At 39.6% G+C, this 20152-nt stretch carries 16 protein-coding genes and 2 pseudogenes; 10 read left to right on the forward strand and 8 right to left on the reverse strand.

Going from position 1 to position 20152, the window contains the following annotated elements; all coding sequences use genetic code 11:
• Positions 1–53 precede the first annotated feature (53 nt).
• The 3 genes and pseudogenes from HW423_RS05465 to HW423_RS05480 form a co-directional block, all read right to left on the reverse strand.
• Positions 54–548, reverse strand: a pseudogene (locus HW423_RS05465) (transposase); the annotation flags it as partial.
• A 457-nt stretch (positions 549–1005) separates the two neighbouring features.
• The gene (locus tag HW423_RS05475; RefSeq protein WP_218930932.1) at positions 1006–1395 is read right to left on the reverse strand and encodes an HTH domain-containing protein; all 390 of its coding nucleotides are present in this window, start codon (positions 1393–1395) and stop codon (positions 1006–1008) included.
• A 425-nt stretch (positions 1396–1820) separates the two neighbouring features.
• On the reverse strand, positions 1821–2177 hold the full coding sequence (locus HW423_RS05480) for a hypothetical protein (RefSeq protein ID WP_218930933.1): 357 nt from the start codon (positions 2175–2177) through the stop codon (positions 1821–1823).
• A gap of 242 nt (positions 2178–2419) precedes the next feature.
• Here HW423_RS05480 and HW423_RS05485 point away from each other — a divergent pair, with 242 nt between their 5' ends.
• Positions 2420–6205, forward strand: coding sequence for a pullulanase (locus tag HW423_RS05485; RefSeq protein ID WP_218930934.1), 3786 nt, complete (start codon positions 2420–2422; stop codon positions 6203–6205).
• A gap of 592 nt (positions 6206–6797) precedes the next feature.
• On the opposite strand, the gene HW423_RS05490 is transcribed toward HW423_RS05485, so the two are convergent.
• The 3 genes from HW423_RS05490 to HW423_RS05500 all read right to left on the reverse strand — a co-directional run bounded on the left by HW423_RS05490 (position 6798) and on the right by HW423_RS05500 (position 9328).
• Entirely contained in the window at positions 6798–7031 is a 234-nt protein-coding gene (locus HW423_RS05490) for a heavy-metal-associated domain-containing protein (RefSeq protein WP_218930935.1), read from the reverse strand.
• An 80-nt stretch (positions 7032–7111) separates the two neighbouring features.
• Positions 7112–7405: an iron-sulfur cluster repair di-iron protein, ric gene (locus HW423_RS05495; protein ID WP_218930936.1), complete on the reverse strand. Its 294-nt coding sequence runs from the start codon at positions 7403–7405 to the stop codon at positions 7112–7114.
• A gap of 21 nt (positions 7406–7426) precedes the next feature.
• Positions 7427–9328: a heavy metal translocating P-type ATPase gene (locus HW423_RS05500; RefSeq protein ID WP_218930937.1), complete on the reverse strand. Its 1902-nt coding sequence runs from the start codon at positions 9326–9328 to the stop codon at positions 7427–7429.
• A 152-nt stretch (positions 9329–9480) separates the two neighbouring features.
• Between HW423_RS05500 and HW423_RS05505 the strand changes: the two genes are divergently transcribed.
• The 9 genes and pseudogenes from HW423_RS05505 to HW423_RS05545 all read left to right on the forward strand — a co-directional run bounded on the left by HW423_RS05505 (position 9481) and on the right by HW423_RS05545 (position 19298).
• On the forward strand, positions 9481–10200 hold the full coding sequence (locus HW423_RS05505) for a Crp/Fnr family transcriptional regulator (protein ID WP_235956320.1): 720 nt from the start codon (positions 9481–9483) through the stop codon (positions 10198–10200).
• Between the two features lie 102 nt (positions 10201–10302).
• Positions 10303–12183, forward strand: a complete 1881-nt coding sequence (locus HW423_RS05510) for a heavy metal translocating P-type ATPase (RefSeq protein WP_218930938.1) — start codon at positions 10303–10305, stop codon at positions 12181–12183.
• Positions 12184–12243: 60 nt separating this feature from the next.
• The gene (locus HW423_RS05515) at positions 12244–12990 is read left to right on the forward strand and encodes a threonine/serine exporter family protein (protein WP_218930939.1); all 747 of its coding nucleotides are present in this window, start codon (positions 12244–12246) and stop codon (positions 12988–12990) included.
• 11 nt (positions 12991–13001) lie between these two features.
• Positions 13002–13463 (forward strand): threonine/serine exporter family protein, encoded by a 462-nt coding sequence (locus tag HW423_RS05520; RefSeq protein WP_218930940.1) that lies wholly within the window; start codon positions 13002–13004, stop codon positions 13461–13463.
• Positions 13464–13609: 146 nt separating this feature from the next.
• Complete coding sequence (locus HW423_RS05525) at positions 13610–14494, forward strand: SDR family oxidoreductase (RefSeq protein ID WP_218930941.1); 885 nt, start codon at positions 13610–13612, stop codon at positions 14492–14494.
• 374 nt (positions 14495–14868) lie between these two features.
• Positions 14869–14925: pseudogene (locus HW423_RS11540) on the forward strand (hypothetical protein); the annotation flags it as partial.
• A 72-nt stretch (positions 14926–14997) separates the two neighbouring features.
• The gene (locus HW423_RS05535) at positions 14998–15147 is read left to right on the forward strand and encodes a hypothetical protein (RefSeq protein WP_218930942.1); all 150 of its coding nucleotides are present in this window, start codon (positions 14998–15000) and stop codon (positions 15145–15147) included.
• A 100-nt stretch (positions 15148–15247) separates the two neighbouring features.
• Positions 15248–16591 carry an FGGY family carbohydrate kinase gene (locus tag HW423_RS05540; protein WP_218930943.1) on the forward strand — a complete coding sequence of 448 codons (1344 nt, stop codon included), beginning with the start codon at positions 15248–15250 and terminating at the stop codon, positions 16589–16591.
• A gap of 340 nt (positions 16592–16931) precedes the next feature.
• On the forward strand, positions 16932–19298 hold the full coding sequence (locus HW423_RS05545; RefSeq protein WP_218930944.1) for a phosphoketolase family protein: 2367 nt from the start codon (positions 16932–16934) through the stop codon (positions 19296–19298).
• A gap of 121 nt (positions 19299–19419) precedes the next feature.
• Here the strand turns inward: HW423_RS05545 and HW423_RS05550 are convergent, their stop codons facing one another.
• Positions 19420–19869, reverse strand: coding sequence for a CPBP family glutamic-type intramembrane protease (locus HW423_RS05550; RefSeq protein WP_218930945.1), 450 nt, complete (start codon positions 19867–19869; stop codon positions 19420–19422).
• Entirely contained in the window at positions 19866–20114 is a 249-nt protein-coding gene (locus HW423_RS05555) for a hypothetical protein (RefSeq protein ID WP_218930946.1), read from the reverse strand. The genes HW423_RS05550 and HW423_RS05555 overlap by 4 nt, the downstream gene beginning before the upstream one ends.
• Positions 20115–20152: the final 38 nt, after the last annotated feature.

The following is a 20152-nucleotide window of genomic DNA, read 5'->3' on the forward strand; positions in this document are numbered from 1 at the left end:
CCATGAACTGGTCCTATAGTCAAGGACTATTTGAGCCACATTTTGAGTGCATTTCACTCTTCAATTTCAATCGTTCTGATGTGCGGTAATGCAGGTGTTGAATAAATATCTGCTAAAGGATAGACATTGGTAGTACAAAACTGATAATATTGAAAGGGGCTTAGCTTCGCTAAGTTCCATTGGTAACGCTCATTGTTGTAGTAATCCATATACTCTTCAATGAGCTTTTTTACGTCCTCATAGTCTTCACACGAAGCGAGATCAATCTCGTCTTTCATATGTCCATAAAAAGATTCCTGAGGGGCATTATCCCAACAATTGCCACGTCGGGACATCGATTGAATTAACCCATTATTCTCCACAAGGTACTGAAATTTCACACTGGTAAAGTGACTCCCTTGATCTGAATGAATCAGGGTTTGCGTTGATAAACTCACCGGATGCTGGGCGATAAGTTGTCGTATCATCTTCAAAACAAACGCAATATGAAGCATCGGGCTGAGTTCATAGGACAGAATTTCGTTCGTAAAGGCATCTTTAACCGTCGCTAAATACGCCCACTTCTACCTGCCATACGGCAAATAAGTAATATCCGTCAACAGCACGGAACGCGGTCCGTAAGCTCTAAACTCACGTTTAACATAGTTGGGTTTGACATGTTCAGCCTGATACTCCGCAGATACTTGGCGTTGAAAGCGTGGCTTACGAATCGGACACACCAAATTGAATTTCTTCATTAATCGACGAATTTTACTGCGACACATCAGTGTGCGATTGTGAGCTAAATAAATCAATATTTGGCGTTATCCTTTGGGATTTTGCCGGTAATTAAATGCCTCCAGGACTAACGAAAAATCCCTTTGATCTTCACGTTCTCGCTTTTCCATATTCACCTGAGTCATCTTTTTCCATCGATAGTAGGCGCTTTTTGAGACACCACACTGCTGACAAACCGCTTCAATGGTCCACGTGTTAGTTGGGGATTCAAATGTCTCTTGAATCAGTCTAAAGTAGTGTCGTTTGGCTTCTCTTTCGGAAACATTCCCAAGTCGATGAGCCTCTTTTTTTTAGAAATTTCACTTCAAACTTTAGTTTTTCAATTTCCTCATCCTTTTCAATCAATGATCGCGTGATACTGATTGGTTGGCCTGCCTGATTTAATTTGGGTTGGAAATCCTTCATGCTCCTTACAAAACTCCGTATCACATTACTTCCGAGGAGCGCTGGGTCAAGACCCAATGATAAAAATATATCCTTGGGTTTGTGGCCTTGTTGAGATAAACAATAAAACTCCTGTTTAAATGCATCACCATATTGAATTACATGGTCACTCACATTTTCTCTATACGGTGATTGCTTCAATATTTCGACGACTTCTGGACTATATATTCCCATGATTACTCACCTTTCTTTTTTGGTTCACTAAAAATTTCAACGTATGACGGATTGTCTACAAATATTTGGTCTTTATACCTTTGAGTCTACAATTATCATGACAGAAATTAACTTAGTTCACGAATGAAATGAGTGTGGCTCAGATTATCCACGTTCATAGGACCAGTATACCAAGCTTTTTTGTTGGTTTGTGTGAATCTTACGCCACATGGGTATGTGGTGTGGCTTTAGCTGGGTGATCTTGCGCCACACGTCGAAGCGATATGTCGCAAGCAAGCCCGTCTTACGTCATACGAGGAAGCGATATGTCGCAAGCAAGCCCGTCTTACGTCACACGAGGAAGCGATATGTCGCAAGCTACCCAGCACACCAAAAGCCCAGTAAGCTCGCTATTTCAGCAAACTTATTGGGCTTTCGTTTTTCTTTTATACCGCAACAGCGAGCTTTTCAACTATATTCTTTTGTTCAGCTCTATTTGGAATTGCCATTGCCTTAAATTGCAGTTTGTACTTTTTTCTGTGCGTATCGATGACGACTTTTTTAATGAGTGTTCCTGATACTTTGATTGAGTTGACTTTAGTTAAGGGAATAATTGTCGTGCCTTTTTCATTGAAACCCAAGTCCGTTTGAACTAGCGTGATCTTTTCCTCATCTAATATTACAACATAGTAATTTGCTAAGCCGATAAATTTCGGTTCTTCTGCGAATCCTGCTGCCGCTGTTAGATCTGCATACTTTTCTTTGGACATTTTCATGTCTTCGTCGCTTAATCGTAGTTTCATCTTGATCCCTCTTTTCTTATTCTGAATTATAGGGTAGCGCTAGCAGTATGTATAAGGATACGTGGTTCGCACCGCTTATTTAGACAAACGATTGCACTGGAAATATATTGAATTACGAATATAAAATACGATTAAAATAGGTTTCTTGAAATAAATATATTGTATTAGTAGTCATATTTATATATAATTTAGTAAAACGTTTGCAGAAAACGATTTCATTTAAAGAAACAGGGGGAAAATGAATGGTTAGTCATCGTAATAAGAAGTTGTTATTGGAGAAGAGCGGTCAAAAGATTCACAAGTTTAGGTTGAAGAAATTAAAAGTCGGTGTTGTGTCAGTTGCCGTTACGGCAGGTATTTTAGTGAGTCACAATACTTTACTACAAGTCAATGCGGAGGAGCTTATTGACGAGAATGCCGTCGAACTGGTTACCGATGAGGTAACTGAGGAACTACCTGAAGTCGAAGCGCCAGTCGAGGAAGGTATTGTAGAAGAGGAACCTTCTGAAGAAAGTACATTAGAGTTAAGTCCAGAAGAAGTTGTTGAGTCTGAAGCATCGGTTGAAGAAACGCCAACTGAGGAATCCGGAGCTGTTTCTTCTTTAAGCACTGCGGCTTTACCAGAAATTTCTGAAGGTGACTTCCGTCTGCATTTTGATGAATTGCCAGAGGGCGCTCCTAGCTCAATGGGGCTTTGGCTGTGGGGAGATGTCCAAACGCCAAGTGAAGAATTGGGTGGTTGGCCGAATGGGGCAACGAATTTATCAGAATTATATGAGTCAGAATATGGATATTACCTTGATATAGCACTAAAAGAAAACGCGCAACTCATTAATTATTTAATTAATACGGTCACAGGTGGAAACGTCACTGAAGATCAAACGATTCAAATTACGCACTCGGACATGAATCATGTTTGGCTTGATAAAGAGTTCAATCAGCACCTTTACGAACCTCTAAAAAATGAAAACCAAATCCGAATTAACTATGAACGCAAAGATGATAATTATGAAGGCTGGGGCTTATGGGTCTGGGGCGAAGTCGAAGAAGCCAGTGAGAACATTGGTAGCTGGCCAGATGGCGCGCTGGATTTTATTAATGAAGGACCGTTCGGTCGCTATGTTGATGTCAATCTATCTAATGGTTTAGATAGCAGTATTCAATTTTTACTAGTAAATAAATTAACCGGCGAACAATCTGGAGACATGACTTTCTCAGACCGCGCTGAAGATAGTCAAGTATTCTTACGCGATTTGGATCCGACTGTTCACACATCGCCTTATACAGCAGGTGAAGAACGTCTAACTGATGCGGAAATGGTTGCGACAGATCAAATTATTGTTTCATTGTCATCAGTTAGCGCGCTTGTCGAGAGCGATTTAACAGGTTTGTTTACTCTAACTGATAGTAAGGGTAATGACATTACTTTTGATAATATTACGATTGATGAAACAACCGGTCAAGTCATTATTTCCGGTGATTTTGATGGACTGTCTGGTCAATACACAGTGTCATACGGTGACAATTCTACGGCCGTACGTTCTTCATGGCGCTTAATGGATGAGCTTTATGCATATGATGGTGATTTAGGCTCTGAGTTGCATGAAGACGGTTCAGTAGAGATGAACTTATGGGCACCAACGGCAGAGGCAATCCGCGTTGTCTTGTACGATAAAGAGAATCAAGATGAAGTAGTCGGAAACTATGATATGACGCGCAATGAGACAGGTGTTTGGAATCTTTTATTAAACGAAGGCCAGACAGGAATTGCGGACCATAAAGGTTACTTCTACCACTATGAAATTACTCGTGATGGTGAGCCGGTTCTAGCACTCGATCCGTATGCAAAATCTTTAGCGGCTTGGAATAATTTAGCTCCAGGAGCACACGTGGCTAAAGCGGCAATTGTTGATCCAACGACAATTGGACCCGAATTAGATTACGCCAACATACCCGGTTACACGAAACGTGAAGATGCGATTATATATGAAGTCCATGTGCGCGACTTTACATCCGACCCTAGTATTTCAGAGGAATTAACGAGTCAATTTGGAACTTTTAGTTCTTTTGTTGAGCGTTTAGATTATCTACAGGATTTAGGTGTGACTCACATTCAATTATTACCGGTTATGAGCTATTTCTACGCGGATGAATTTAATAATGGCGAACGCGAATTAGAGTGGTCTGCTTCGGAAAATAATTATAACTGGGGTTATGACCCACAAAGTTACTTCTCTCTAAGTGGGATGTATTCAGAAAACCCGCAAGATCCGGAATTAAGAATTGCTGAGTTTAAAAACTTAGTCAATGAAATTCATAAACGCGATATGGGTGTCATTTTGGATGTGGTTTTTAATCATACAGCACGTACATCCTTATTTGAAGACTTAGAGCCGAACTATTATCATTTTATGGATAGAGACGGCACACCGCGTGAATCCTTCGGAGGGGGTCGTTTAGGAACGACGCATCATATGTCCCGCAGGGTATTAGTGGATTCGATAAAATATTGGGTCGATGAATTTAAAGTCGACGGCTTCCGCTTTGATATGATGGGAGACCATGACGCAGAAGCAGTTCAAATGGCTTATGATGAAGCGGCTAAATTGAATCCGAATATTCTCATGTTAGGAGAAGGTTGGATTACCTTTGCCGGTGACGAGGACGACTCACGGCAACCCGCGGACCAATCTTGGATGAATCAAACAGACGGTGTGGCGGTATTCTCGGATGAAATTCGCAATATGCTGAAGTCTGGTTTTGGTAGTGAAGGGCAACCAAAATTCTTAACCGGAGGCGCTCAAGTTCTGGAAGACATTTTTAATAATATTATGGGGCTTCCTAGCAATGTGAATGCGGATGATCCAGGAGATATTATACAGTATATTGCGGCGCATGATAATTTAACATTGCATGATGTGATTGCTCAGTCGATTAAGAAAGATTCCGCAAAATACGCGCACGAGATTCATCAAAGAATTCGCCTGGGTAACTTAATGATTCTAACGTCACAAGGAACGCCGTTTATACATGCAGGTCAAGAGTTTGGTAGAACGAAACAATTCCGTCATGAAGACTATATAACGACAGTGGACGAGGCTCCTTACAAGACGACTTATTTAGTGGATAAGGATGGGAATCCGTTTGAGTATCCGTATTTTGTGCATGATTCTTATGACTCGACGGATATAGTTAATAAATTTGATTGGAATATGGCTTTAAATGACGAAATGTACCCAATCAATACTCAAACACAAACATATACAAAAGGCTTAATTCACTTAAGACGCGCGGTAGATGGATTCCGTTGGGGTACCCAAGAAGAAGCTGAGGAAAATGTTCGCTTTATTAATGCTCCTGAAATGAGTGGCACAGATTTAGTTGTAGCGTATGAAGTCACAGATTCACAAGGAAATCGATATGCAGTTTTCATTAACTCAGACGAGTCAGACCGTGAATTCACCTTCCCAGAAGGCTTTGAAGTCATTGGAACTGGTGAAGTCATCGTTGATGGGCTTACTGCAGGAACAGAAGCCATTCTAAACCCAGAAGGTGTTGTTTTAAATGACGGATCAATTACATTATCACCGCTAACAGCAACGATTATTCGTTACGCCGCAGACGGCGGACCTGTCGAAGGTGGGGATGGCGGCGATACTCCAGAAGTTCCTGGGGAAATCGAAACACCAGAAATGCCGGGGAATCCAGAGAATCCAGAAACACCAGAAAACCCAGAAACTCCGAGTGAACCCGAACAGGACCTTGATGAATCAGACGAGAATGAAATTCCAGAAGATGAAACTCAACAACCAGGTGAATCGGATGATACAGAAGAAGAATCTGAAGGAGGAGTGGACGAAGAAAGTTCGATTGACCTTGAAAATACTGATGTAGATCAAAGTAGTGTAGGTGTTTTGCCAGCAACAGGTGAAGACAAACAATACGCTATCTTCTCTGCCGCAGCTTTAGCTGTATTATCTGGCGTAGGCTTAATTGCAAGTACTCGAAAAAAGGAAGAAGTAGAGTAGAGAAGTAAAGAAAACTGGGTAAAATTCAACCTACGACAAATAGTATTGTGGTTCGTCTTGAGTTGCTCGAACTCAAGCCAAATGGACTTACGGTTTGTCTTAAGTTGGTCTAACTCAAGCCAAATGGAGTAGCGGTTTGTCCTGAGTTATGTGAACTCAAGCCAAATGGATTTGCGGTTCGTCCAGAGTTGGTCTAACTCAAGCCAAATGGCTGTGCGGTTTGTCCTGAGTTGTGTGAACTCAAGCCAAATGGAGTTGTGGTTTGTCTTGAGTTGTGTGAACTCAAGCCAAATGGACTTGCGGTTTGTCTTTAGTTGTGTGAACTCAAGCCAAATGGATTTGCGGTTCGTCCAGAGTTGGTCTAACTCAAGCCAAATGGCTGTGCGGTTTGTCCTGAGTTGTGTGAACTCAAGCCAAATGGAGTAGCGGTTTGTCTTTAGTTGTGTGAACTCAAGCCAAATGGAGTTACGGTTTGTCCTGAGTTGTGTGAACTCAACCAAATGAACCAGCCATTTGGCACAAGTCACTACCCAAACCCTCTACAAACAAAAAAAGCATCCGGAATCTAACTTTCCGGATGCTTTTTTATGTCTTAAGCTGCTTTGACAACTGATTTAATAACTGGATAGCCCATGTCTTCAATGGCTTTTTCAATATCTGAGATTTCGAGTGCTTGGTCATCGAATTTCACTTTAACTTTACTTGAGTTGAATAGGACTTTCAGACTGTCTGCGTCAACACCGTTAAGTGCTTTAACGGCTGCTTCGATCTTTTGTAAACATGATGGACATGAAAGAGCTTCTAGTGTAATAATTCCTTGTGACATAATACATTCTCCTTTTTCTTTTTTATTCTATATATAGTGTATGTTATTTGGAATGAGGTGTCATTGACGGCGGTCAAGTTTTAACTTAAATAAAGTGAATCGGCTTCTTTTAACATGGTGTAAACAGCCGCATACGTTTCGCAAACATCATCAGGAATTGTGTAGTTATCAGAAATTTCTCTAAGGGTTGTGAATTCTGTATTTAGATCCGGTTGTTCCTCTTCAGCGGCGTGAGTTTTGTCTTGAATGCGAACATAGATATCGCGAACATCAAAGGCTTCAGGGTGATTCTTTCCGTGTGCACGTGTGATGGCTGTAGTGTATAAGTCTAGTTTCTCTGCGTTTGTGTTGATATAATCATTAAATTTTGTCATTTTTTATCCTCTTTCTTTTTCTTATTTTGCTGTTTGAGTAGCATTTTGTTTTAATTCTATTTTATTTGATGAATCCTTAAGACGGTATCTTAATAAGCGCATGCCATTGAAAATAACAACCAAAATACTTGCTTCATGGACTAACATTCCAATCGACATATTCATCCAGTTACTAAAGAATAGACTCGCAACTAAGACGGCAACAACACCAATTGCAATGATAATATTTTGTGTCATATTCCGAGCAGTAGCGCGTGTTAAACCTAAAGCGTGTGGCAGGCGGCTGAAGTCTGGGTTCATTAGAACAACATCTGAAGTTTCAATCGCCACGTCGGTTCCGCTACCCATTGCAATTCCAATATCTGCTAAGGCAAGTGACGGGCTATCGTTTACACCATCTCCGACGAAAGCGACGATTTGACCTTGTTCTTGTAATTTCTTGATATGAGCTGATTTATCTTCAGGTAACATATGACCGTGCGCTTGAGTTAAACCAAGTTGTTTTGCCACTAAATCAACAGTACCTTGGTTGTCACCCGATAGCATGACTAAGTTTTTCACGCCGAAGTCTTTGAGTTTTTGTAGATCTTGTTTTACGCCTGGCCGAATTTGGTCACGGATTCCCATGACGGATTTCACAACACCATCAACAGCTGTAATAACAATTGAGTTCCCATTTCTTTCAAGACGCTCAATATCTGCTTGCATCTTGCCAGTTAAAGAAATTTGTTCTTTCTCCATTAATGCAGGGTTTCCGACAGCGACACGATTTTGATCAATGTGAGCGACAATCCCGCCACCTTTAACAACATCAGTCTGGTCAACAGGTAAGAATGACACTGAGCCAATATCATTTAAGATTGCTTTAGCTAACGGGTGATCTGAATCATTTTCCACACTTGCTAAGTAACGTAGAGTTAAATCGTCGTCATCCCCGTAACTCAATCGTTCAGCGACTTCAGGATTTCCTACTGTGAGTGTTCCAGTTTTATCAAAAACAATAGTATCAACGCGGCTGAAGTCGTGAATGACTTCACTCCCTTTTAATAAAATTCCGTTACGTGCACCATTCCCAATTCCAGCAACGTTTGACACGGGTACTCCAATGACTAAGGCACCAGGACAACCAAGAACTAGAATTGTGATGGCTAACTCAACATTTCGTGTGAAAATCCAAACGATAACCGCCAGGAGTAATACAATCGGTGTGTAGTATTTTGAGAAGCGGTCGATAAAGCGTTCAGCTTCTGACTTAGCGTCTTGGGCTTCTTCAACTAATTCAATAATTTTACCGAAAGTTGTGTCTTCTCCAACTTTATCTGCGCGGATTTGGAGTGTCCCATTTTCTAAGATTGTTCCGGCAAAAACTTCCGAATTGAGTTGTTTTGTCACGGGAACAGCTTCACCAGTAATACTTGCTTCATTAATGTGGCCTTCACCACTTAGAACCGTTCCATCCACAGGCACTTTGGCTCCAGTCTTTACGAGCAAAGTGTCGCCTTCATCAACTTCATCCACATCAACCATCTCAAACTCGCCGCTATCTGTTAAAAGTAAGGCGCTCTCTGGTGCCATATTGGTTAACTCTTTAATGGCAGAACGCGTTTGATTTAAAGTTCTTTGTTCTAAATACGATCCGAATAGGAATAGGAAAGTAACAATGGCTGATTCTTCATAGTTTTGAATTAAGAAGGCTCCAATAACTGCAATCGTAACAAGCACATCAATACTGACGACTTTTACCTTCAGGGCTTGATAGGCCTGAATAGCAATCGGTAGAACACCGAGAATTGAAGCAATAATGAAAGTAACATTGAATAACATGGCATTATTCAAGACAAAGTGACTAAAGAAACCAATCGCAATTAAAATTCCACTGAGTAAAGTAATGAGCTTTTTTTGACTCAAAATATATCTTTGCATATTTATTTACCTCCAAGTAATATTTGTTTGCCTTACAAATACTAGTATAGAGGGACTTGCAAAATAAAGAATTGACCGACATCAAGATTTCAAAAAGAATTTGGTGGTATACTATCTATAAAGAAAAGAGTATATATAGGAGGAATCAAATTATGAGTCAACACCACCATCACCACCATCACCACCATGAACCCGGAAACCATGCCGCTTGCATTCGCCTCGTGCCGATTTTTAATCATTTAGAAGACGATGCGATGGATAAGATAGCAGAGCGAGCGACGACAAAAGTGTTTAAACGCAGTGATTATTTATTCCGAGCGCAAGAAAAAGACGATACCTTATATATAGTGAATCGAGGGAAAGTCCGAATCTTTCTATTGTCTGAATCAGGAAAAGAACAACTAATTCGCATTCTACACCCCGGGGATTTCATGGGAGAGTGGACGATTTTTAACCCTGGCGGCGTCCACGAAGCCTATGCGCAAGCCACTAAAGACACTGTAGTCTGTACGATTGGTCAAGCAGATATCCAAGCATTCTTAACTGACTATCCAACCATAACAATGAAACTACTCGCAGAAATGTCGCAACGGCTTGAAAGTTCAGAAAGACAAACGGTTAAAGTGGCCGAAGACCAAGTCGGAACCCGATTGACAATGTTTTTAGCTGAAAATGTCGCAGGCCAAGATTCTGAACAAATTATTGAACTAGAGATGACGCGAAAAGATATTGCTTCATACTTAGGTACAACACCGGAAACCATCAGTCGAAAATTCAAGGAACTTGAACAAGTAGGTTTAATTGAACAATTGACACCAAAGAAAATTAAAGTATTCGATTTAGATGATTTATTACTCTATAGCGAACCATAAATTAATTACTCAAACACCCTAAAAGAAGATATTCGTAGGGTGTTTTGGTGTATAATAGATACAAAGTATAAAATTTTATTATAAGAAATGGATGGGTTAAAAATGATGACTTACATTTTAAAACAACGTGAAGGTCAATTTCTGTTAATCGGTACTATTTTACTAGTGTTAGGTTTTATTTCATTTACGAATCCAGTTCTAAGTCGCCTGTTCTTTTATGCAGCAATCTTTTTCTTAGGTTTCTTTGCGACCAAGGATGCGATCATTGAAACTTTAAAAGATAAATCACCGAATGTCGATTTATTAATGGTACTCGCTGCTATTGGTGCTTTGTTGATTGGTTATGAATCTGAAGGAGCGATGCTCCTATTCATCTTCGCGGGTGCAGAATTCTTAGAAGATTTCGCAATGAACAAATCAACTAGAGCGATTGAGGAACTCATGGGGCAGGTGCCTGATACAGCCCAATTATTAAAGGAAAATGGCGATGTCGTTGAGGTGCCAACGTCTCAGTTAAGCGTTGGACAAGTCGTTGTGGTGGCGAAAGGGGCTCAACTTCCCATTGACGGATATCTTGATCGAACAACAACCATCAACGAAGCGGCCTTAACAGGAGAATCATTGCCTGTAGAGAAAGAAAAAGGCGAAGAAGTCTTTGCGGGGACAATTAATGAAGGGAATTCTATCTACCTCACAGTCAGTAAAACAAGCAAAGAAACCGTCTTTTCAAATATTGTACGAATGGTTGAAGAAGCTCAAAGTCGTCCGTCGCAAATATCGCGGTTGATTGACCGACTTGAATCAAAATATGTCATTGGTGTCTTGCTTGCAGTACCGGTCTTTATCATATTATTAATGCTGATTGGATCAATGTCATTTCAGGATGCTTTTTATCGCGGGATGGTGCTACTCACAGTTGCCAGTCCGTGTGCATTAGTAGCCTCAGCCACACCAGCAACTTTATCGGCGATTAGTAATGGGGCTAAGAACGGGATTCTATTCAAAGGTGGGGCAGCGATGGAAGCCTTGAACACAATGGATATTTTACTTTCTGATAAAACGGGGACGTTAACGTTTGGAGAATTCAAAGTGGTGGACTCTCAAGTGCCCGAACATATTCTGAAAGAAGTCGTCTTTATGGAACAGACGTCTAGCCATCCGATAGCGGAAGCCATTAGTACATCATACAGCGATTTATCCCTCGATAGTGTGGACCAAAATGAAATGGTTGAAGAGATTGTTGCCGTCGGTATGCAAAAAGGCGATATTATCGTAGGCAAACCATCTTACTTTGAAACATTTAATGATCCCAATGGTTACCGTAAGCAAGTTGAACAAGGCTATACAACGATTTTCGTCGGTCAAGGGAAAGAGATTGTTGGATATTTCGTGCTAGCAGACCAAGTGCGAGATGAGGCAAAATACGCGATCGGACAATTTCAAAAAGAAGGAGTCGACGTACAACTTATTACCGGTGATAATCCCAAAGTGGCAAAACTGGTTTCAGACGAAGTTGGTATTGAAACATTCCAAGCGTCATGCTTACCTGAAGATAAGATCAAACGTGTGCAATTGGAACATGAAGCGGGCCACGTCGTTGGGGTGATTGGCGATGGTATTAATGATGCGCCAGCGCTTGCCGGAGCGGATATTGGTATTGCGATGGGTTCTGGTTCTTCTGTTGCTATGGAATCGGCAGACGTTGTTATTGTTAAGAATAACTTAGCCAAACTTTTCTACAGTTATGAACTCAGTGGAAAATTGAATCGCATCATTAAACAAAACATCCTCTTTTCAATTTCTGTGATTGTGATACTTGTCATATTAAATATTATTGGAATTCTTGACTTGCCAATGGGAGTCGTCTTTCACGAAGGATCAACAATATTAGTCATACTTAATGGCTTACGTCTATTGGTGGAGAAAGATACCCAAGAGAATACACATCAGGAATCAGTAGAAGTGACCTCACTAAAAAATTAAAGCGAGTTCTAATGCAAGTATTGGATTTTATGTTATCCTTTATACAAAGAGGTGATCTTGATGGATAATAAAAATTTACTACTAAAAACAACCTTACTTGCAGGACGAATTATGATGGAATCGGGTTCTGAAGCTTATCGTGTAGAAGATACGATGCAAAGAATTGCAAAAAATAGTAAGAAATTCGACACGGAAAGCTATGTGACTGCGACCGGAATTTTTATGAGTATTAATGATGAGTCGACATCTCAAATGACTCAAGCACGCAATCGTTCAATTAATTTAGAGAAAATTGATGCAACAAACCGTTACTCACGTATGTATGCAGAAGGTAAAATTTCTTTAATTTATTTGTATAAAGCACTGCAATCAGTGGATTTACAAACACCTGAATTTAATAAATATTACCGAATGCTTGCGGCTGGTTTGGCGAGTTTATCTTTAATGCTTTTACTCGGTGGAACTTATAGTGATGTCTTGACCGCTTTTATTATCGGGTCACTTGGTTACTTCACATCTAACCGTATTTATGTTCGAACAGAGATGAAATTCATTAATGATTTAATAGCATCTTTCTTAATTTCGATTACCTCAGTGCTATGTTACCGAATGGGAATTGTTGCTAATTTGGACAGTTTAATTATCGGTTGTATTATGCCACTCGTTCCCGGTCTAGCTATCACTTCCGGAATGAGAGATTTATTTGAAGGGCATTTACTTACAGGAATCGTTCGTTTAGTTGAAGCGATTTTAATCTCTACGGTCATCGGTATCGGTATTGCGATGACTTTACAATGGTTTTCTTAAGGAGTTAGCGAATGACTGAATTTATTGAACAAATTGTCTTTAGTTTTATAGCCAGTGTATCTTTTGGAATTATTTTGAATGGACCTCGCAGAGGGATTGTTTTTGGCGGATTGGCGGGAACATTAGGTTGGGTAAGCTTCTGGGCGATTAACCGCGCCATTGGCGACTTAGCGATTTCGAATTTTGTCGGATCCGTTGTGATTGGTTTAATTTGTATCATCTTATCTAGAAAATTACGACTGCCAGTCATGACTTTAAACACACCAGCCATTGTGCCGCTTGTTCCCGGAGGAGCTGCCTATATGGCCGTTCGCTCGGTCGTGGAAGAGAATTACATGGGCGGTGTGAACTATATGATGGATGTATTGTGGACCGCAGGCGCGATTGTACTTGGCTTCATGGTCGTTAAATTAATTGAAAATGAAATCACAGCCAGACGCCTTAAAAAACAAGAAAAATCTATAAATAGCTAAGTGAAACACTTCAAACTGTATCCAGGTTTGAAGTGTTTTTTAATTAAAATACTGTGATTTAAGTTTATATGTTGGATTAATTTCTAATTAACCTTTATACTGAAATGGTAGTTAACAAAGTTATAAATCCAAAGGAGGATTTTAAGATGATTCAAGAAACGTATCTTATTACTGGAGCAAGTACTGGAATTGGTAAAGGAATCGCATTTGGTTTAGCTAAACAAGGTAAAAAAGTCATCGCAGGCGTTGAGACTTTGTCTGAAGTATCCGCTATAAAAAATGAAGCAGCAGAAAAAGAGCTAGAGCTTCGAGTTGAAAAGTTAGATATTACAAGTGAAGCTGATAGAGAAAAAGCAGGCGACTGGGACGTCGATGTCTTAGTAAATAATGCCGGTGTATCAATTGGAGGGTCTTTAATTGATATTCCAGAGGAACACTTACGTCGTCAATATGAAGTAAATGTGTTCGGAACAATCTTTTTAACGCAACAAATTGTCCGTAAAATGGTTAAGAAGCAACAAGGTAAAGTGATTTTTATGTCTTCTATTTCTGGATTAATGTCCGACCCGTTATTAGGACCTTACGCGAGTTCAAAATTTGCGATTGAAGCTTTTGCGGAATCGCTAAGCGCTGAGTTACAAGAATTTCATATTCAAGTAGGGACAATTAATCCAGGACCTTATTTGACAGGGTTTAATGACCGTGCATTTGAAACATGGAGAAGTTGGCGTGATAATCCCAACGAGCGTATCTTTGATTATGAACAACTAGCATTTCTATATGAACAGATGGATCCAGAAGGTGCAATTGAAGAGGCTATTAAAGTTGTGACTGGTGAAGTGAATCAGTATCGAAACGTTATTCCATCAACGATGAGTGCTTTAGTTAAGAAACGTGAAAAAGAGTCATGGGATAAGAAAATGGATGAAAAATTAGGTGAACGACATGAGTTGGTTCAAAAGTCGATGGATATCGATCCTGAAACATCTGTAGGTAAAAGTGTTATAAATAAAATTAAAGATATGATATAGCAGTAATTTGCGTAATCGTTTAACCTGGGTCACAAATCAACTCGGTTTGTCTCAAGTTACTCATCTACCCTTATCTATTCTTATAGGTAAGGGTTATTTCGTTATGCAATTAAATCTGGTTAAAAGGGGTAATGACAACACTTAGATAAAAAGTTCCCCTTCTTAGTGGAAAATGACAGTTTATGAAAAACCTTTGCAACGCTGATTGTAAGGCCTACATTTACTTAACGCAAAAATAAGAGGGGGCACTGATGGCGCGTGTATGATGTTTGGTGGCAAGCCGATACGAACCCGGCTATACTGGAGTTATTAGCATCACTTTACTTACAAGAGGCTTTGATTTTTACCCAGAACCGGGAAGTGGATATGATTAAAAAATGGTCCATAAGGGGATTGAATATGGTATGATGCAAGTAATCGCAGAAGGTTAAGAGCTTTAAATAAACAAAAAACAGTTTGATCTTGACTTAATTCAAGTCACACATAATTGGAGCTAGGGTTCGATGATCGAATCTGCATTAGTGGATCATATTCATGAAGAGTTAGCGAAAGATACGCAACTCACACAATTTAATCAGAAAGTGCATGCCTCAGGCGAAGCAAAATGGATGGTTGGCGAAGCTTTACAAGAAGAAGTGCCCACACCGGTGTGATATCTGTATCACTTATGAAACGCAATGCGTCATTAACAGATCAACCAATCTCAAACCAAGTCTTATCGGCCATGCGCTACAACTTGGGGGGTAAGGAATATTGAGCAAATTTATAGCAAGTATCGATATTGGGACAACGAATATCAAAATTAATTTATTTAATTCTGACTACCAAGTTGTCGATATGGTGAAATACCCACATTTAAATATTAATCAAGACGCCTCGGTTTTTGAAATGGATTTTGAAGAAATCTGGGAAAATGTGTTGGATGGCATCAAGCATTTGATTATCGTAAATGAAGTAGAGCAATTAGAAATCATCCTCACAACAGCCATGCATAGTGTTCAGTTAATCAATGAAGACGGTACCTTATCAGGGGCAGTCTTGACATGGGCAGACACCCGTGGAGCTGAAATTATCGAGCAACAAAGTGAGGAAGCATTAGCAAATCAGTACAACCGAACTGGAACTCCTATCCACAGTATGAATCCTTACTTTAAATTAATGAGCGTATATGAAAAAGGTATGTGCGTTGGTTCTTTAAAAGATTTACTATTCTACCAACTAACAGGTGAATGGGTGATTGATATTAGTAATGCTTCTAGTAGTGGTTTATTGAACTTAGAATCGCTAACTTGGGATGCGATATCCTTAGCCGACATTGGTTTAGAAACAAGTGAGCTACCGCGAATTAAAGCGGTGGATTACAATGCGAAAGCGATGGATGCGCTGTTTAATGCAGAGGTTTCGGTGACGATTGGGACAACGGATGGGATTTCCTCAAACTATGTCTTCAGTGACCTCGATGATGTTGCTGTTCTTTCAATTGGAACAAGTCACGCTGTTCGTGTCATTAATAAGCAACCGCAATTAAATAATTTGTACCAAAACTTTGCTTATCATATTAAAAAAGGTCAATACCTAATTGGTCTACCAAGTAATAATGGGGCAGATGTCTTGTCATGGACTAACAAAGTATTCAATAGTAGCTTTGATGAATTAAATCGAATTGCAGCCCAGCGACCACAGACAGAGAGTGTCTTTATACCGCACCTTAATGGCGAGCGCGCACCGATATGGGATGAAGGAGCGACCGGGAATTTATTTGCCTTAACGCGTGTGAGTTCAAGAGAGTCAGTCCTGTTCTCGATTATTCTAGGTATGATTTTCAATATTAAACATAATGTGAGTGCCTTAGAAGAAATCGCTGATTTTAGCGAGATTGGTTTAGTCGGCGGTGTAACAGAGCTAGATGCCTTTCCGCAATTAATTTCAGATATTCTAGGTTACAAATTATATATTCCAATAATGAAAAATGCCGAAACCTTAGGGAGTATCGCCGTTGTTAAAGATGTCGACCTGCCAAGTGAATACCGCGTAGTTAAACCGAGAAGTAATCAGAATTTTGATGAGTTATATAAGAAGTATTTAGACAGAGTATAACCGAGATTCTAAGTAGGTCTAACTTGTAAATCAACTCACGCCAATCAATTGCGTGGGAGGGCTGAAGTTACTTAACTATTCAAACCCTCACCTAAACTACGATGATGAGTTTAGGTGAGTTTTTTTATGCAACTTTTAACTTTATTGAGGGAACTTATATTCGACCACACCTCACAAAGCAATGAATTCAAATATATTCGCAGTGAATTTAGTCTAATTAACAGCAGATTTTACTAAATTTAAAATTTTTAAAACCTTTAACATAGTAGAAGTTGAATGGTATGCATTGTTAGACAGTGTATGCTATCCTAAACCTATCAAAGTAAAGGGAGCTAAAAAGATGGAACATTATGACACGAAAGAATATCTAGCAAAAGTTGATGCATGGTGGCGAGCAGCAGATTATTTATCAGTCGGGCAAATGTATTTAAAAGCTAATCCCCTTTTAAGAGAAGAGTTAAAACCAGAACATTTGAAAGTGAATCCGATTGGTCATTGGGGAACAATATCTGGGCAAAATTTTATTTATGCCCATTTAAATCGCGTGATCAATAAGTATGATTTAAATATGTTTTATATTGAAGGCCCGGGACACGGTGGGCAAGTGATGGTTTCCAATTCGTATTTAGATGGAAGTTATTCTGAAATTTATCCAGAAATTACTCAAGATGAGTCGGGAATGCAGAAATTATTCAAACAATTTTCATTTCCAGGAGGTATCGGATCGCATGCGGCACCGGAGACCCCAGGATCAATTCATGAAGGCGGAGAGTTAGGATACTCACTATCACATGGCACTGGCGCGATATTAGATAATCCAGAAGTTATCGCAGCAACGGTGATTGGTGATGGGGAAGCAGAGACAGGGCCACTAGCAGCAAGCTGGTTTGCTAATTCCTTTATTAATCCAGTTAATGATGGAGCTGTGTTACCCATTCTCCATTTAAATGGTGCGAAAATTGCGAATCCGACCTTATTAGCGCGTAAATCTGATGATGATCTTGAAAAGTATTTTCAAGGCATGGGTTGGGATCCTGTCTTTATTGAGGGAGATGACCCTAATATATTGCATCCGATGATGGCTGAAAAATTAGATGGAATTATTGAAAAAATAAAACTCATTCAGAATAATGCGAGAAAGCAACCTGCGGAAAAAGCCCATATGCCAAATTGGCCGTTACTAGTTGTCCGGACTCCAAAAGGCTGGGGCGGACCGGAAGTGTGGGAAGGTAAGCAAATTGAAGGGAGTTATCGTTCCCATCAAGTACCAATTCCTGTGAATCAAAAAGAGTTTGAACATGCTGATGCCTTAGTGGAGTGGCTTGAGTCTTATAAACCAGATGAATTGTTTGATGAGTCCGGTAAATTAAAGGATGAGATTGCTGAAATCAGACCAACAGGAGATGCCCGAATGGCGAAAAATCCAATTACTAATGGGGGTATCAATGTTCAAGCCTTAAACTTGCCGGACTGGAAAGATTATACTTTATCCAATGAACACCCCGGTTCAAAGCTAGCTCAAGATATGTCAGAGTTTGGGAAGTTTGCGCGTGATATTGTGCAAGCAAATCCGAATAATTTCCGTATATTTGGGCCTGATGAAACAAATTCAAATCGATTGAATAGCGTCTTTGAAGTGACGCAACGTCAATGGCTTGAAGGTGTGGATGATGTGACAGATGAAGATATTGGTGCAGTCGGGCGAGTTTTCGACAGCCAACTTTCTGAGCATCAAATGCAAGGAATGTTAGAGGGATACACATTAACTGGCCGTTACGGATTCTTTGCCAGTTATGAAGCTTTCTTGCGGGTGGCTGACTCGATGATTACACAACACTTTAAATGGATTCGTAAAGCGAGTCTCTATGATTGGCGTCGACCGTATCAGTCGCTCAACTTAATCTCATCGTCAACAGTTTTTCAACAAGATCATAATGGATATACACACCAGGATCCTGGGATTATTACACTAGTTGCAGAGAAAAAAACAGAGTTTACTCGAGTATATCTACCAGCAGATACGAACATATTACTAGCAACAATGGATAAAGTGTTTCGTTCGCAACACTTAATTAATTTAGTAGTGAGTTCAAAACATCCACGGCCTCAGTTTTATTCAACAGATGAAGCTGAAGAAATAGTTAATAAAGGGTTGAAAGTGATTGATTGGGCTTCGACAGTGAAACCAAACGAAGAACCCGATGTAGTCATTGTAGCTGCCGGAAGTGAACCAAATTTAGAAGCATTAGCATCAGTACAACTATTGATGGAGCAATTTAAAGATTTGAAGATTCGCTTTGTTAATGTTGTTGATTTACTTAAACTACGTTCTCCTAATATTGATCCGCGCGGGTTTAGTGATGAAGAATTTGATGAAATTTTTACTAAAGATAAACCAATATTCTTTGCTTATCATGGTTTTGAAGGTTTAATCCGAGACATTTTCTTTTCGCGTTCGAATCACCAAGTATATATTCATGGATACCGTGAAGAAGGTGACATTACAACACCATTCGACATGCGTGTCATGAATGAATTAGATCGTTATCATTTAGCTAAACATATCGCAACGGTTGTAGTAGGGGAAGATGCGACTGAGTTTTCACAAAAGATGACTGAGAAAATCAATTATCACCATGACTATATACGTGAGTATGGTATCGATATGCCAGAGGTTCTTGAATGGAAATGGACCGGGCTAGAATAATAAATAATAAATTACCGCTTCAGATTGCATTAGTGCAATTCGAAGCGGTATTTTTTGTTTGTTGTGATTCAGCAGGTTTTTGAAAGGTACCATTTTAGGCAGAAGCTACTTATTTTCTCGATTAGATAAGTCCAGCTGAGAAGATAAAGATAGCCAGCCCATGTGTAATAGTTGCAGACATTAAGCCGTATTTTTCTAAAACATAAGCACAAACCAAACCTCCATAAAAAATAAAAAGATGACCCTCCCCAAAAATTAATCTAGATAAAGTAATGGAGCGATTGTTGCAAACTGCATGCTTAAGATAGTTTTGTAAAAATCCACGAAATAATACTTCTTCAAGTAACTTGCCTAAAAGCGCAAGGATTAATAGAGGAAGCAGTAAATGAAGGGCAACCTCGCCACCGTGATCTTGAATTGGGATAAACAGATAAGGCAACATGAAAGGAATGGCGATAAGTAAAGCTGCTAGACTACCAATAAATAGAGACAGGGGCTTAGAGTTTGTTTTAAACCAAATGAAATTGGAAGTTAATTGTCGATTTGAAAAATAAATAGTAGAGTCACTCACAGAGAAAGCAAGCCTATCGTAATCAGAATAAAGGCATCTTCAATAAACCTCAGCCACAAGACATTCCCATTCACTCCAATTACCCATGTGTTAAGGGGAGTCATCGCATCCCGCATTAATATAAAACCAAAGATCAAGATGAATATTTTTAAGACAGTCATATCTTTAGGGACTATGAAATAAATTGCAACAACCACAATTAAACCAGTGAGTAGCCTAAGGAAATAATCCAGAAGTAGCAGCATGTTAGACTTCCTATGGCATTATTATATTCAGTATATAG

This window comes from Ruoffia halotolerans (assembly GCF_014049385.1).
Lineage (GTDB): Bacteria > Bacillota > Bacilli > Lactobacillales > Aerococcaceae > Ruoffia > Ruoffia halotolerans.